Source organism: Paraburkholderia rhynchosiae (assembly GCF_002879865.1).
GTDB classification, from domain to species: Bacteria; Pseudomonadota; Gammaproteobacteria; order Burkholderiales; family Burkholderiaceae; genus Paraburkholderia; species Paraburkholderia rhynchosiae.
This window is the reverse complement of record NZ_PNXY01000047.1, coordinates 1-14293: the sequence shown is the minus strand read 5'-3', so window position 1 is coordinate 14293 and position 14293 is coordinate 1. Positions and strand designations below refer to the sequence as shown.

11 protein-coding genes and 2 pseudogenes are annotated in these 14293 nt (G+C 58.9%); 7 read left to right on the top strand and 6 right to left on the bottom strand.

All coding sequences use genetic code 11. From position 1 onward, the window contains the following. Nucleotides 1–58: 58 nt before the first annotated feature. The 3 genes from C0Z16_RS33680 to C0Z16_RS33670 form a co-directional block, all read right to left on the bottom strand. Nucleotides 59–835, bottom strand: coding sequence for a glucose 1-dehydrogenase (locus tag C0Z16_RS33680; protein ID WP_102636328.1), 777 nt, complete (start codon nucleotides 833–835; stop codon nucleotides 59–61). 200 nt (nucleotides 836–1035) lie between these two features. Then, nucleotides 1036–1866 (bottom strand): SMP-30/gluconolactonase/LRE family protein, encoded by an 831-nt coding sequence (locus tag C0Z16_RS33675; RefSeq protein ID WP_102636327.1) that lies wholly within the window; start codon nucleotides 1864–1866, stop codon nucleotides 1036–1038. A 283-nt stretch (nucleotides 1867–2149) separates the two neighbouring features. Beyond that, a complete protein-coding gene (locus C0Z16_RS33670) occupies nucleotides 2150–2440 on the bottom strand; it encodes a putative quinol monooxygenase (RefSeq protein ID WP_102636326.1) in 291 nt (96 codons plus the stop codon). A 351-nt stretch (nucleotides 2441–2791) separates the two neighbouring features. On the opposite strand from C0Z16_RS33670, the gene C0Z16_RS33665 reads away from it, so the two are divergent. The 7 genes from C0Z16_RS33665 to C0Z16_RS33635 all read left to right on the top strand — a co-directional run bounded on the left by C0Z16_RS33665 (nucleotide 2792) and on the right by C0Z16_RS33635 (nucleotide 12019). Continuing rightward, nucleotides 2792–4429 carry a GMC family oxidoreductase gene (locus C0Z16_RS33665; RefSeq protein ID WP_102636325.1) on the top strand — a complete coding sequence of 546 codons (1638 nt, stop codon included), beginning with the start codon at nucleotides 2792–2794 and terminating at the stop codon, nucleotides 4427–4429. 130 nt (nucleotides 4430–4559) lie between these two features. Continuing rightward, nucleotides 4560–6038 carry an NAD-dependent succinate-semialdehyde dehydrogenase gene (locus tag C0Z16_RS33660; RefSeq protein WP_102636343.1) on the top strand — a complete coding sequence of 493 codons (1479 nt, stop codon included), beginning with the start codon at nucleotides 4560–4562 and terminating at the stop codon, nucleotides 6036–6038. A gap of 356 nt (nucleotides 6039–6394) precedes the next feature. Further along, the gene (locus C0Z16_RS33655) at nucleotides 6395–7363 is read left to right on the top strand and encodes a sugar ABC transporter substrate-binding protein (protein ID WP_102636324.1); all 969 of its coding nucleotides are present in this window, start codon (nucleotides 6395–6397) and stop codon (nucleotides 7361–7363) included. Nucleotides 7364–7372: 9 nt separating this feature from the next. Then, nucleotides 7373–8941 carry a sugar ABC transporter ATP-binding protein gene (locus tag C0Z16_RS33650; protein ID WP_244201456.1) on the top strand — a complete coding sequence of 523 codons (1569 nt, stop codon included), beginning with the start codon at nucleotides 7373–7375 and terminating at the stop codon, nucleotides 8939–8941. 11 nt (nucleotides 8942–8952) lie between these two features. Beyond that, a complete protein-coding gene (locus C0Z16_RS33645) occupies nucleotides 8953–10194 on the top strand; it encodes an ABC transporter permease (RefSeq protein ID WP_244201455.1) in 1242 nt (413 codons plus the stop codon). A 159-nt stretch (nucleotides 10195–10353) separates the two neighbouring features. Further along, on the top strand, nucleotides 10354–10557 hold the full coding sequence (locus tag C0Z16_RS33640; protein WP_102636321.1) for a hypothetical protein: 204 nt from the start codon (nucleotides 10354–10356) through the stop codon (nucleotides 10555–10557). Between the two features lie 136 nt (nucleotides 10558–10693). Continuing rightward, nucleotides 10694–12019, top strand: a complete 1326-nt coding sequence (locus tag C0Z16_RS33635) for an MFS transporter (protein WP_102636320.1) — start codon at nucleotides 10694–10696, stop codon at nucleotides 12017–12019. Between the two features lie 126 nt (nucleotides 12020–12145). Here C0Z16_RS33635 and C0Z16_RS39515 read toward each other — a convergent pair whose 3' ends face one another. The 3 genes and pseudogenes from C0Z16_RS39515 to C0Z16_RS33620 form a co-directional block, all read right to left on the bottom strand. Beyond that, nucleotides 12146–12352 (bottom strand): MFS transporter, encoded by a 207-nt coding sequence (locus C0Z16_RS39515; protein WP_341867647.1) that lies wholly within the window; start codon nucleotides 12350–12352, stop codon nucleotides 12146–12148. Between the two features lie 156 nt (nucleotides 12353–12508). Continuing rightward, nucleotides 12509–13940, bottom strand: a pseudogene (locus C0Z16_RS33625) (ISNCY family transposase). A gap of 171 nt (nucleotides 13941–14111) precedes the next feature. Then, nucleotides 14112–14293 (bottom strand): annotated as a pseudogene (locus C0Z16_RS33620) (ISNCY family transposase); the annotation flags it as partial.

Sequence of the window (14293 nt, the reverse complement as noted above, 5' to 3'; positions counted from 1 at the left end):
CACACGTCGGCGGCCGTCCATGCATCGTTGCGCGGGCGGGTACGCGACTGCGTGATACTTAAAGGCCCGCCGTCTGGCCCCCGTCAATGACTACAGCGTGGCCAATTGCAAATCCGGCTACGTCGGAGCACAGCCATAGAACCGTGTTGGCGATCTCCTCGGGCCGACCGAGGCGCCCGATCGGCTCTTGCGAAATCATCCGCTGTCGATTCTCTTCGGTACCCTGAGTGAAGCGACCAATCATCGGTGTGTCGATGATGCCCGGACACACAGCGTTGATCCGGACACCGTCCTTCCCGTACTCCAGAGCGGCGGACTTTGTCAGGCCGATAACTCCATGTTTGGTCGCACAGTAGGCGCCCTGACCACGGATTCCAACAACGCCCGCGCCTGAAGACGTGTTCACGATCGACCCGCCACCGTTCTTGAGCACAATTGGAATCTGATACTTCATGCAATAGAAGACGCCGCCGAGATTGATGCGCACAATGCGTTCGAAACCCTCGTCGCTAATGTCGGCGGTGTAGGCAAGCGCTTGCTCGATGCCTGCGTTGTTGAAAGCGAAGTCGAGCCGACCAAATTTGTCGATAGTCGCGGCAAGAGCCGCCTGAACCTCTTCCGGTTTCGAAACGTCGCATTTCGCAGCAAGCGCGCGCACGCCTTCCTGTTCGATCATCTGTACAGTCGCGTTGGCACCTTCTTCCGAGACGTCCACAACAACGACGTCAGCGCCTTCCTGCGCGAAAGCTAGCGCGGTTGCTTGCCCGATTCCGTTTGCTGCACCGGTTACGAATGCCACCTTGCCTTCGTAGTTCCATTTGCGATGAGTCGTCATTTGCTTCCTATCTCCATTAAGGTGCTCCCTCAAAAGGCGAGCGATATTTCGGCAGAAACACGGGCTGAATCCACTGCCGGCATGTGGACGGTGTGAGAAAGAGTGAGACCGGTGCGCAGCCTGGGTCCGTAATCTTCCCGTGATCCAGGACGCCGAACGATTCAGTCGGTGTTCCGTGCGTTCGCCTTGACGGCTGTCGTTCAGGCAGTTATCTCAGCTTTATAGATAGCACTGCGCCGCTGTCGCGCTCGCAGTTGTTCATCCGTTCCGAGATACACGCAGCAATAGAGCGTGGTCCCGCTACGGCCACCAATGGCGCATGAGACGGCGTTGCCTTCGAATTTGATGCAGTCTGTAACTTCGCCGCCCTCGATTACGCGGACGAATTCGCCCGTGTTATAGCAGCCTGCCCAGATGGCCCCGTGCTTATCGACGCAGATGCCATCGGGTTGCCTGCCTCCAAGATCGGCGAAAAGGCGGCGATGAGATAACTCGCCATCTACGGCGCGGTCATAGGCGGTGAGTTTCCCGCTCCATGTTTCAGCCACGACGAGCGTGCGTCCGTCGTCCTTGATGACGGCTCCGTTGGGAAATTCAAGCCCGGCGGCGGCCACCCGAATAGAGGCGTCGGGCTCAACGACGTGCATCTCGGTCGCTTTTATCGGCGCTCCGCCGAAGAGGTCATACCCGAAGTTGCCTACATAAACTCGACCCATGTCATCTACGACGAGGTCGTTGAGATCGCCAGTCGCGACATCACTCAGGTCCGCGTAGATAGACAAAACGCCCTCCGACACTTTCATCAGTTTTTTGTCTGCGCAGGACACCACGATCGGAGTTTTATCCGGCAAAAACCCGATTCCAGCTGGGCGGCCCGGCACGTTGCAAACGACGCTACGAGTGCCGTCTTCAGTCACGGTATATAGCTTGAAATCGAAGACATCCGAAACCCAAAGGCGATTGTCGTACCACCTGGGCGCCTCCAGGAAAACGAAGCCGTCGGCGACGAGCGTCGCCTGATGCTCTTTCATGAATATTCTCTCGTAGCGGAAATGACGCGCTGTGAATGTCTCCTTCCCGACTAGCTTATTGCTCGCACCCTCGTTAAGTCCAGTTCGTTTTTGTTGCTTCGACGGTAAGTTAGGCTGACAAAGTTTGCACTGTGGATCGCGCGGTAATCTCCCGACACGGTTTGAGCATACTAGACTGCAATGAGAACACCGGAACAGGAAACCCCGCGACGACGTTCGCAGGCACCGCACTGTCGGCGCAGCTGCGCAGATGCCTTCCCCGGTTGCGCTAGCCTGCGCGGTGCTACTTTCCTTTTCTTAAGACATGAATCTTGTTGCTCTCGACCCAGCCCTTGGTCCTTTCGAGGTAAACGTTGATATGCGGGGCGTTGCAGTGCGCGTTGAATGTCTCTTCGTTTTCCCACCGCTCGATGAAGACGAAGCAGCGCGATTCCCGCATATCGCGATACATCTCGTACTCAAGGATTCCCTTCTCCTTGTGAGTGGGTGCAAGCAACGCGTCAAGTGCATCGGCCAGCTTTTCCTCAAACCCCGGCTTTGCGACGGAGATAGCAATTGCGAATACCTCGGCCATGTTGTTCTCCTATGAATTTGGAAATGAGAGGCGAGGATATACGCAGGCAATTCACAAAGAAAGCGCTCCTCACGCGGCCTGTCCGGCAAGGCGTCGAATGCCGGGCAAAAAGCCGCCTGCAAGAATCGGGTTTTACCCTTAAGCGCCTTTTATCGGCGATCGCCCCACAGCCTGTGTCGGCGTGCGGAGGACGCTCAATCGGGCCTCTGTAGCCGGTCAACGGGAAACCCGATCGCTGGTTTAGCGATGCTTACCCTCACGGCCAGAAAAAGCGACTAGCCTAACCGACCCCTCCGAAATAACCTTCAACAAACGCAGACACACACTTCCTGGGATGAGCAGCCAATCAGCATGGATATATACGATTACATCATCATCGGCGCCGGATCTGCCGGTTGCGCGCTCGCCCGTGGGCTCAGCGACTACCCTGATAACAAGGTGTTGCTGCTGGAAGCAGGACCTCCCGCTGATAAATTTTGGGTGAACACGCCTGCCGGTATGGCGAAGCTGTACTTTCACAAAGAACTGAACTGGAATTACTTCACCGACCCGATGCCTGCACTTCGCAATCGGAAGATGTACTGGCCTCGGGGCAAGACGCTAGGCGGTTCAAGTTCCATCAACGGGATGATTTTCATCCGCGGCCACCGCAATGATTTCGATAGCTGGCGCGACGAGGGAAATTCTGGCTGGGGCTACGACGATCTCCTGCCATACTTCAAGAAGATGGAGCACAACGAGCGCGGGGCGGATGAATATCGTGGCGCCGGTGGTCCGTTGTGGGTAAGCGATCCCGTGGTGAAAGTCCGAAGCTCGCATGATTTCATCGAAGCCACGGAGCGTCTAGGCATTCCTCGAACGGAAGATATCAACGGCGCCATACATGACGGTGTCGGATTCATGCAGCACACGATTCGTGGTGGCCGCCGTTACTCCGCCTACACCGCGTTCATCGAGCCCGTTCGCCATCGGCCGAACCTGACCGTGCTGACGGGGGCCGCAGTGCAGCGCATTGCATTGAAGGATAACGTTGCAACGGGAGTAGAAGTGCTTCTGCACGGAGAGCGTCGGACCTTTGATGCCGCGAGAGAAGTCATATTGTCGGCCGGATCGCTCAATTCTCCGCAGATGCTCATGCTGTCGGGCATTGGACCGGGCGAAGAGCTGCAACGGCACGGCATCAAAATTTATGTGCAGAGCCCTGGTGTCGGACTCAACCTGCAAGATCATTTCTACGTGCACGGAAGTTATCGCTCGACTCCAGATAGTTCTTACAACCTGGAATTGAGCGGCATCAGGAAGTACCTGGAAGGCGCGCGTTACCTGTTGACGCGCAAGGGTTACCTGGCGCTGGGTTCGTCGCAAGTGGGGGCCTTTGTGAAAAGCCGGCCAGAAGAGCCCTACGCTGATCTGCAGATCAGCTTCAGGCCGATGACCTTCACCTACTCCCCGGGCGGAGAGTGTGAAGTTGAACGCGAGCCTGGCATGGGCGTCTCGGTTTACCTTTTGCGTCCGCGCGCTACCGGCACTGTGACGTTAGGGTCGGCAAATCCGGCTGACCCGGCCGTATTCAAACCGAACTTTCTGACCAACCACGATGACAATCGCGCAATGATCGCGGGGGTGAAGCTTATCCGGCAAATCATGTCGACCGAGCCGATTGCGTCGCGCGTCATCGAAGAACAGATTCCTGGCCCTGCGGTGGGGACGGACCAGCAGATTCTTGACTGGATGGAAATGACTGGCAATTCAGCGCACCACCAGGCGGGCACCTGCAAGATGGGACGCGACAGGCTAGCGGTAGTGGACGAGCGTTTGCGTGTGCGAGGTGTCGAACGCTTGCGGGTGGCTGACGCTTCGATCATGCCGCATCTCACATCCGGCAACACGAATGCTCCGACGATCATGATCGGCGTGAAGGCCGCGGATATGATTTTGAAGGATGCAGTCCCGCTTCGCATCACCCGGGAGGCGGCAGTGCCTGCCTGAAATACCACTAACGAGAACGCTGTCGTCGGCGACTGAACAAGCCCGCCGGCTCACGATAGATAGACAACATAGCGACCGCGAGCATGCTCGCGGTGAGCTTGGTCAACGTAAGCGAACAGGGATGTCATCGATGTCAACTGCAAGTCATCAGAGCGCTCAAAACAAGGTGCAAGCCGAGTACCCCCGCGTCGGGCTTTACATCGACGGCGAGTGGGTCTACGACCGCGAAACGGCAGTCGAAGTGAGAAACCCGGCTACCGAAGACGTATTGGGCAAAGTGCCGAAGGCGACCGCCGAGGACCTCGCGCGTGCTTTGGACGCGGCGGCGCGGGGTTTTCTGGCGTGGCGCGACACGCCGCCTCAGCAACGCGTCAAGGTGATTCAGAAAGCCACGGCGCTGATGCGCGAACGACTGGAACTCATCGCCACGACGATCACACTGGAAAATGGCAAGCTGTATTCCGACGCTTATGCGGAGGCGGACCGCTCGATGAACTTTTTCGATTGGAACGCCGCGCAGTCACTGCGTGAGTACGGGTTCATCGTTCCCGGTGAATCGCAGATGCAGAAGTTCATTTTGCGACAGCCGATTGGCCCCGTGGCGGCCTTTACGCCCTGGAACGTGCCTATCAGTTCTGCAGCACGCAAGGTCAGTGCGGCGCTGTCGGCGGGGTGCTCCGTCATATTGAAAGCAGCGGAGGAAACGCCGGCCACCGCGTGCCTCCTCGTACAAGCCTTCCAGGACGCAGGTCTTCCTGCAGGCGTGTTGAATCTCGTGTTTGGCAACCCCGCAGAAATTTCGTCGACGCTCATTGCGTCTCCAGTAATTCGACTGGTGACGTTCACCGGCTCGGTTGGGGTCGGAAAGCATCTGACGCAGTTAGCGGCTGCGGCGATGAAGCCCGTACTCATGGAGTTGGGCGGGCACGCTCCGGTACTCGTATGCGAAGGTGTAGATGGTGTTGCGGTTGGCCGACTGGCAGCGCGGGGTAAGACGAACGCCAGCGGCCAAATCTGTGCATCTCCTTCCCGATTCATCGTTCATAGCAGCGTGTACGACGATTTCGTGACCGCTTTCGCGGGTGCGGCGCGAGAGGTGCGAGTTGGCGACGGGTTCAGCGAGACCGCGCAGATGGGTCCAGTGGCAAGTGCGCGACGGCTTTCCGCGATGCAGGGGCTCGTAGCAGACGCCAAACAGCGCGGCGCCCGAGTTGCCGCGGGGGGCGCCCGTATCGGAAATCGAGGCTATTTTTTCGAACCGACGGTACTCGCTGAGGTCCCCATCGATGCTGATGCTATGACGATCGAACCTTTCGGTCCACTCGCAGCCTGCGTGCGTGTAGACGAGCTGGGCGAGGCTATTGCGGTTGCAAACAGCCTTTCAGTCGGCCTCGCAGCGTACGCATTCACCAACTCTCTTCAGGATGCCGAACGGATCAGTCGTGAGCTTGAATGTGGTGTCTTGTCCATCAACCACTTTGGCACGCCGGACGCAGACACGCCCTTTGGCGGAGTGAAGGACAGCGGGATCGGACGGGAGGGAGGGCCGTCGACGCTGGATGCATTCATGGTCACGAAGACGGTGTTGCAAAAGACAGTACGCATCTGAGGAAGCACCGAAGTGTCGCGGTCTGAAATCAACGCGATCAAAACGGGCTGACGTGGAAGGAATAATCTATGTCGAGCCCGTGAAGAAGGGACGGCAAGCGTTCGAGGCACTCTACGCTGCTGTAAACGAACGCGCAGACGCCTAAGGGCAAGTTCATCGAAATAGACACGCCAGGCGTGACAGAAGAACGTAGTTGCATCCCCCAGTGGTGATAGCGGCTCACGCATCTTGACCATCGCTTGCGAGCAGTCGGTTCGAGAAAACATGCGGGGCACACAGAGAGACGACCGCATGACTCGTGCAGGCAGGCCTGGACAGTTCTGCGGCTAGCAAATCAACTAAATGTGGAGACAGTAATGAAAAAGTACGTCAGGAAAGTGGCACTGATCGGCGTAGCCGGCGTCTTGGCGCTTGTGACAGACGCCGCCATGGCCAAGGACATCACGCTGGGCTACGTCGCCGCAGGCATGCAGTATCCGTTCAATGTGGCAGCGGCGAAAGGATTCGAGGCGGCAGCGAAGGCGGCGGGCGTCAAAACGATTGTCCTTGACGCGAAGACAAGCGTCGAAAGGCAGGGAAATGCGGTTGACGACCTCATCGCTCAAAAGGTCGACGGGATCGCGGTTCTTCCAATCGACGCGGTGGTTGCTCAATCTTGGGTAGACCGTGCCGCGTCCCATAACATCCCGTTCGTGGCGGTTGCGACGCAAGTCGGTGATCCGCAAAAGCATCCGATCAAAGACGTCTATCCAAAAGTAAGCGCACTGGTCGCAAGCGACGAGGTGCATGCCGGATACGATGCCGCACAGATTGCCGCAACCTTGCTTCCGAAGGGGCGGACAGCCAATATCGCGATCGTCGAGGGGGCGCCTGGCTACCCGACGGTATGGCAGGTGACAAAGGGCTTCAAGGAAGGACTTGATAAGGCGGGCATCAAGTATCAGATCGTCGCGTCGCAGCCCACCGACTGGACTCCTGAAAAAGGGGAGTCCGTGTGCCAGAACATTCTGTCCGCACACCCGGATGTCGACCTTTTCTTCAACCAGGCCGACGACATGGTCATTGGCTGTGCTCGAGCTGTACGTGCGGCGGGGTCCCACGCAAAACTCGTCAGTCGAGGCGGATCGCGACTCGGCATCAACGCCATCAAGGCTGGCGATGTCGATGGCACGGTTTGCATCCAGCCGGGAAAAATGGGCGCGCTTGCGTTCAAGGCCTTGTATGCGGCAGTGACGAACCCCGCCGCGCCGAAAGCACAGTTTGTCGATGTTGACACCCCTCAGGTGACGAAGGCCAGCCTGTCCCAATGCGCGCCCGAGTGGTAAGCAGCGTTGATGTCAACTGAAGGTGTAGGAGGCAGCCAAATGGAAAACGAAATCCCGCTTTTGCAATTGCAGGGCGTGACGAAGACATTCCCGAACGGCCTGACCGCACTGCGCGGAGTCAACCTCAACGTCTCGCGCGGAACGGTTCACGGGTTACTCGGCGCGAACGGCGCTGGCAAATCGACGCTGATCAAGATCCTGTCGGGCTCGTTTCCCGCGACGGGCGGACGAATCGTCTGGAAAGGGACGCCCGTTGAATACTCGAGTCCCAAAGCCGCGAACGACATGGGGATTGCTACGATTCATCAGCACATCCCTCTGGTGCCAACGCTTTCGGTACTCGAGAATGTATTCCTCGGCGAGGAAAGCCGGTGGCGTCGTAGCACGGTCATTCGCAAGCGTTTCTCCGATCTCTGTGGGCGAGTCGGCTATTGGCTTCATCCGGACGGGCTCGTGAGCGACCTGTCCATCGGCCAACGCCAGATGGTCGCGATTATGCAGGCGCTCGGAACGGGCGCCGACCTGATCGTGATGGACGAGCCGACCGCGTCCCTTGCGGCAAGTGAGCGCGAGGTTGTCTACCAGATCGTGCGGCACCTGTCCCGCGTCGAAGATAAAGCGATTCTGTTCGTGTCGCATTTTCTCGACGAGGTCATGGCGCTCACGGACCGGGTCACCATACTTCGTGATGGGCAAGCAGTCGTCGATGCGCAAACGTCTGATCTTGACGAGTCGCGTCTCGCGGAAGCTATCGTTGGACGGCAGATCGTTGCACTGGAGCGGGTGCCCACGAAGCCAGTGGATTTGAGCGCGCCTGTGGTGCTTGAGCTAAAAGGCGTCGCCTCTCCCGAGAATCTCGCGACCATCTCGTTGAAAGTACGGGCGGGGGAGGTCGTGGGAATCGCGGGTCTGCTTGGCTCGGGTCGTAGTGAACTTCTGCATGCGATTTTTGGTGCGGACCCCGATGCCACCGGTGAGGTGTTGGTCGAGGGTCGATCGATTGGGAAATCGACGGCTGCAGCAGTGAGGGCCGGGCTCGGATTAGTTCCAGAAGACCGTATGGAACAGGGTCTCGTCCCCGGGTTCGAAATCTGGCGCAACACAACGCTGCCGGCGCTCAGCGGCGTTTCGCGAGGCCGCTGGTTGCCAGATCCCGCGCGAGAGCGCAAACGCGGCGCTGAGGCGATCCGTCGCCTGTCGATCAAGGCGAGTTCGCCGGACATCCTTGTGACCGAGCTTAGCGGGGGCAATGCGCAGAAAGTAACGATTGCCAAGTGGCTATTCAGCGATGTGAAGGTGTTCTTGCTGGACGAGCCGACCGCCGGCATCGACATCGGAGCGAAGACGGACGTACTGCTGCTCGTGCGCGAGCTTGCTGCGGCGGGCAAAGCGGTCATCATGGTTTCGTCCGAATTCGAGGAGCTCCTCGCAGTGAGCACGCGGATCCTGATTATGCGCGACGGGCGGTGCATTGCTAAGCGCGCTGGCCACGAGACGTCTGAGCATGAGCTGATGTTGTTGGCGGGCGGCAAGAGTGCGAACCCGGCTAGCGAGCAACGCGCAGGCGCGCAATCTTGAAAGAGAGAGTAATGATGAACCTGACGACTTCAACACATTCCGGACCGTCAAGTGGCGGCAATGAATCCTCTGGAGGGCCGACGGACGGCGTTTCTCAAATGGCGCAAGGACAAATGACTGATTGGCGACGATTGCTCAGTCTTCGCGAGATGGGCGTTTACTACGCGCTAATCCTGCTGGTACTGATTATCTCTGGCGTCGCCGCCTACACCGGCAGGCCAAGTTACCTGAGCGTGGTTAACATCTCCAACGTCCTGTATCAGTCGTCGCTGGTGGCCATCATCGCAGTTGCCATGACGGTCATTCTGATCACTGGAAATTTCGACCTTTCGGTTGCGTCGGTGGCGGCGCTGTCGGCAGCGGTGCTCGTGGGTCTGTCTGACACACTCGGGTTCTGGCCTGCGGCGCTTGTTGCGATGCTCGTCTCGATTCTGGCGGGGCTGTTGAATGGTGCGATCGTCCAATACCTCGGGATCAATGCGTTCATTGTCACGTTGGGGACGTTGACCGCGATCCGCGGTGTGGTTCAGATCTACACCGACGGCCGGTCCCTGTCGGTTGATACGCCCGAAGCGCTGCAGGCTATGCGAATGTTCGAATCAGGCCGCCTGCCAGTCGCCATTCCCCTCATCGTGATAGGCGCTGCACTGTTGTTCGCGGGTTGCTGGATCCTGCTTCGAGCGCGTCGCGAAGCACGCAATATCCCGACGACATCCCTTGGCATGATCGTTGGCGGTATCTGTTGCCTTGCTCTCGTGGTTGCCGGTGGACTGTCGCTTGCGATGCCCAAACCCGTCGTGTATATGGCGATTTTCACGGCGATTGTCTGGTTTATCCTGAGCATGACGAACATTGGTCGACGAGTCTACGCGGTAGGTGGTAATCCCGAGGCGGCCCGCTTGTCTGGGATCAATGTGAAGCGCTACAAGATGGCTGGGTTCATCCTGTGCAGTGCGGCGGCGGGCTTCGGCGGCGTATTGTTCGGCAGTCGCCTGGGAGCAGTCAACCCAACGGCGATGCAAGGGGCAGAGTTGACTGTCATCGCCTCCGCGATCCTCGGCGGGACTTCTCTGTTTGGCGGCGCGGGTTCCGTTATCAAAACCCTTGCAGGCGCACTGCTCCTTTTCACCCTGACGAACGGGTTCAACATTCTGAACCTGGGTGCGAACTATCAGGGCGTCATCGAAGGAACGGTGGTTGTCACGGCCGCCGCTATCTATACGGTCGGCGGATCACGCCGCCGTAAGCGCTAGTAGCGATCCGATGAGACGATGCGCTCCGCTGTGGCCTGGCCGTAAAGGTCGACAAATGGCGGTGCGAGTCCTCCGCTGGCACAGGAAGCTTTGGGACTATGCGGAGCCAACTCGCACCGATGCGGATCAAGCGGGGTCGAGCCAGTTCAGGAGACGTTCATGGCATGTCTTGATTTCAGCGCACCCGGTGTTTTAACGCCAGCTGAGAGGGAGATTATTTCGCAAGGACTCAACGCGTTGTTGCGTGAGCGGTACTTGGCTTACGAAATTGCAGTCAAGGTAGCGCTTTCTCGCGGCCACACCCAGCCCAGCGTGACCGATTTCGGGCTGCCTGACATTCTTCGCCTTAGCCGAATGATCTAGCAGGGCGCCCGGGGCAGCGCGAGTTTGTGACGGTTCCGGGTGGATTGCTCGACCTTAACGAGCGGCGGCGGTTCTCGCTCATCCGGCAACGCTTGTTGCCCGTTGCATCAATATAACGCTTGTGTGGAGGATTGACGTGGCCAGTCAAAGTACTATTCGAACGCTTTCGGCCGGCTCTATCGGCAATTTTGGAGAAATCTACGACTTCGCGGTTTTCGGGTTCTCCGTTCCGATCTTGGCGGCGCATTTCTTCCCCGGCAGCGACCGTACCGCAGCGCTTCTGAGTACCTTCGCCGTCTACGCCGTGGCGTTCTTCGCCCGGCCTCTGGGGGGATTGATGTTCGGCGTTATCGCGGACAAGGTCGGGCGTGTACAGGTCATGGCGACCACCGTCTGGCTGATGGCGCTTGGCACCGCCGTAATTGGCCTCCTGCCTACTTATGCCAGCATTGGAATCGCAGCCCCCATTCTCCTTGTCATATGCCGGATCGCGCAAGGCCTTGCGCTCGGTGGCGAGACGACGGGCACCACCAGCTTTATCCTCGAATCGGCGCCACATGACCGTAGAGGCGGTTGGATCGGCCTGACTTTGATTTTTTCACATCTGCCCAATGCTCTGGTGGCAATACTCCTGATCGGCCTCCAACTTGCGGCCGGTGCGACTTCGTATGCCGACTGGGTTTGGCGCGTCCCCTTTCTTGCCGGCGGACTTATCGGCATCGTGGGCTTCTGGTTGCGGCGCAATCTCGACGAGCCGGATGAATTTAAGCAAGCAACACGCAGGACGCACCCGAAGAATCCTCTTCTTACCGCGATGCGTGAAGGCGGTCTGAAGGGCATGCTCAACGTGGCGATGATTCAGCCCATTCAGACTGTGGGCTCCTACCTGATACTCGGGTTTATGTACACTTTTCTCGTTCGAGTGGCGAAGCTCGATCCGACATTGGCGCTTTTTTCGAACGCCGCCGCCGTCGTTGTGCTGTCCTTCATGATTCCGCTCGGCGGAATGTTAAGCGACCGCTTCGGCCGAAAGCCCATACTCACTTTCGGCGCTGCATGGTTAGCTTTCGCTGCGTATCCTGGTGTCTATCTGGCGGCGACGGGTACGATTGCGGGCGCGCTGATCGGTCAACTCCTGCTGGTTGTGGGGGTCGGACTGTATGGCGGTTCATGCTTTGTTGCCGCGCCCGAGTTTTTCCCGACTTCGTTCCGTGCAACGGGGCACGCGATCTCGTATCAAGTCACCGTGGCCGTGTTCGGAGGAACGACACCGTTGATCGGTACACTTCTGGTCCGTGCGTTTGGATCGCCCCTTGCGCCGGCTTATTATGTTGCCGTAGTCGCGGTTGCCTGTCTCATCATGACTCAATTCGTGCCCGAGACGAAAGGCGTGAGTCTGCGTACCGCCAGCGGTTCAGCGTCCGGCGAGCGCGCTACTGGGGCCATACATGAAGCGAGATAATTTCGCGCAATGCCGGCTTGGCCCGAAGTAGAACGGGCACCGGTCGGTTACGTTCCGTAGTGTCCACGTCTATCGGCGGGTGGGCTGAATGGGGCCCGCTGAGCACTAGCGGGCTGTGTCACGCATTCATGCGGCTACCCGATCGTTGCGCTTACGAAGCAGCTGAACGGCCACGCCGGCGGTGCAGGCAACGATAAGAGCGCTGACCATGAAGACTGCACGTAGCCCGACGCGCCCGCCGACCCACCCGAGGGCCGGGCTTCCTATCGCCATCGCCACATCCAGGAAGGCAGTGTAAAGCCCCATCGCCATTCCGTGATTCTCGCGCGGTATACCACGGACTGCTTGTCGAGGCCATTCCCAGATGTCGCAGCTGCAGCTATTTAGAAATGTCGGGTTTTGACCTTGAGTTTGACACTGTCTTTAACGGTTTGAATCTCACGTAGCGTTGAAGGACAGCGCGTGAACGGGCAGGGCGTGTCAGCCCGTTCAGACAGATCCTGCAGATCGACGGCCAGGTTTGCGTGTTTGGTTCGGCTGCCTTCGTTGTGCCAATTCCGTGATCACGCCGTTGATGTCGTGCTGGGTGAATTCGCGCTGCTTCTTGGTGCCCTGCGCGCGTTCTGTTGCCCGAACCGGTTGTCCCTGATTCGTGCGCGCGGGGGAGCTGGAGATGCGCCGGTTGTCGCGTTGCGCCTGGATCGCCTGCGCGACCTGCAGCGCGTGATTCAGGCGTTTATGTTCAACGACCGCGCCCTGGTCGATCTCGGCCAGACGGTCGTACTGCCTGTACGGCAGCACCCGGCCATCTGCGCGGATCTCGATGCGTCCGTCCGGGTACTCCCACACGTCGATGTACCGGTGGATCAGTTTGCGGTTCTCCGGCGTGTCATCCAGCAGGTACATCACGCGGTCGTACTGAACGGTCAGCGATCTGGTCACACGTCGCGTCTCGCGCCACGTCATCAGCAGGTCGAGATTCTCGTCACCCCGCAGCGGCCGGTGGGCGTCGAAATCGCTCTTCGGCGGCTTCGCGAAGCGCACGTTATAGGCCGCCATGAAGGAGGGCGCATACGCATTGGCTTCGACCATCGTGCTGATTCCGCGCAGTCGCAATTCCTTCACCAGCCGGTCCTGCAGCGTCAGGTGGGCGCGCTCGACGCGACCCTTCGCTGAGCTGCTGTTCGCGCAGAACGTGTCGATATTCAGCTCGAACATCGCCCGGCCGAAATGCGTCACGCTGCTTCCCGTTTCATGGGCCTTGCCACTGCGAAACACGCTCGCTTTGTCGCTGTAGAACGCGCCAGGCTTGCCGTGGCGTTCGATATACGCGCGCGTCGCCTCAAAGTAGCTGAAGGTCGATTCGGTCGCCGTGAAGTGCAGCGCCATGATCCCGGCTGGTGGCGTCGTCCACATAGACCAGCAGCGTGCACGCCGGCGAGCGTTCCTCGAACCAGCGGTGATCGCTGCCGTCGATCTGGATCAGCTCGCCTAGACACGCGCGCCGGGCACGCGGCTGGTAAATCCTCGGCGGCCGCTGCCGCCGGGGCACCCACAGACCTGCGTCCGTCATCAGGCGCCTGACCGTCTCCTTGGCAAGGCGAATGCCGTGCGATTCGTACAGCTTCTCGCATGCCAGCGTCGGCCCGAAATCCGCATAACTGCCCCGGATCAGATTCAATGCGCGTTCCGCCGTGCCATCCGCCAGCTGGTAGTTGCTCGGGTGCCCCCGATGCCGTGACAGCAGTCCTGAGGCACCCTGGCGGCGGTAGCGTACCGTCAGCCGCTCAACCTGACGCCGGCTCAGCTGAAGCCGCTCTGCGGCTTGCCAGGTCGTCAGCATCCCGTCGACCACCGACTGGATCGTCCTGAGCCGGTCAACCTCGCGCATCGTCATGGTGATCGTCCCGGATGTCGTCATGCAAGCCTCCCGTCAAAGGTCAGCCAGCATGACATGCGACGTTTCAGCTTTGCCCAGGTACGACATTACAGCTTTGCCGTAACATAGATGTCGAGGCCATTCTGAAATGTCCGCTTTCTGGCTAAGTTGAAATGTCCGGGTTTAAGGGGTTTGTTTCTAACGCCTTTTGTCTCACACCTTGTTGAAGGACGATGCCTGAACTGGCAGGGCGCTTACGTCTGTGTCTATCACCTTTGCAGACCGACGGCCAGGTTTGCGTGGTTGTTGCATTTGCCGCTGCTGCGACTGTTCCAGAATCACACCATTGATATCGGCCTGCGTGAACTCGCGCTGTTTCTTCTTGCCGGGCGAGC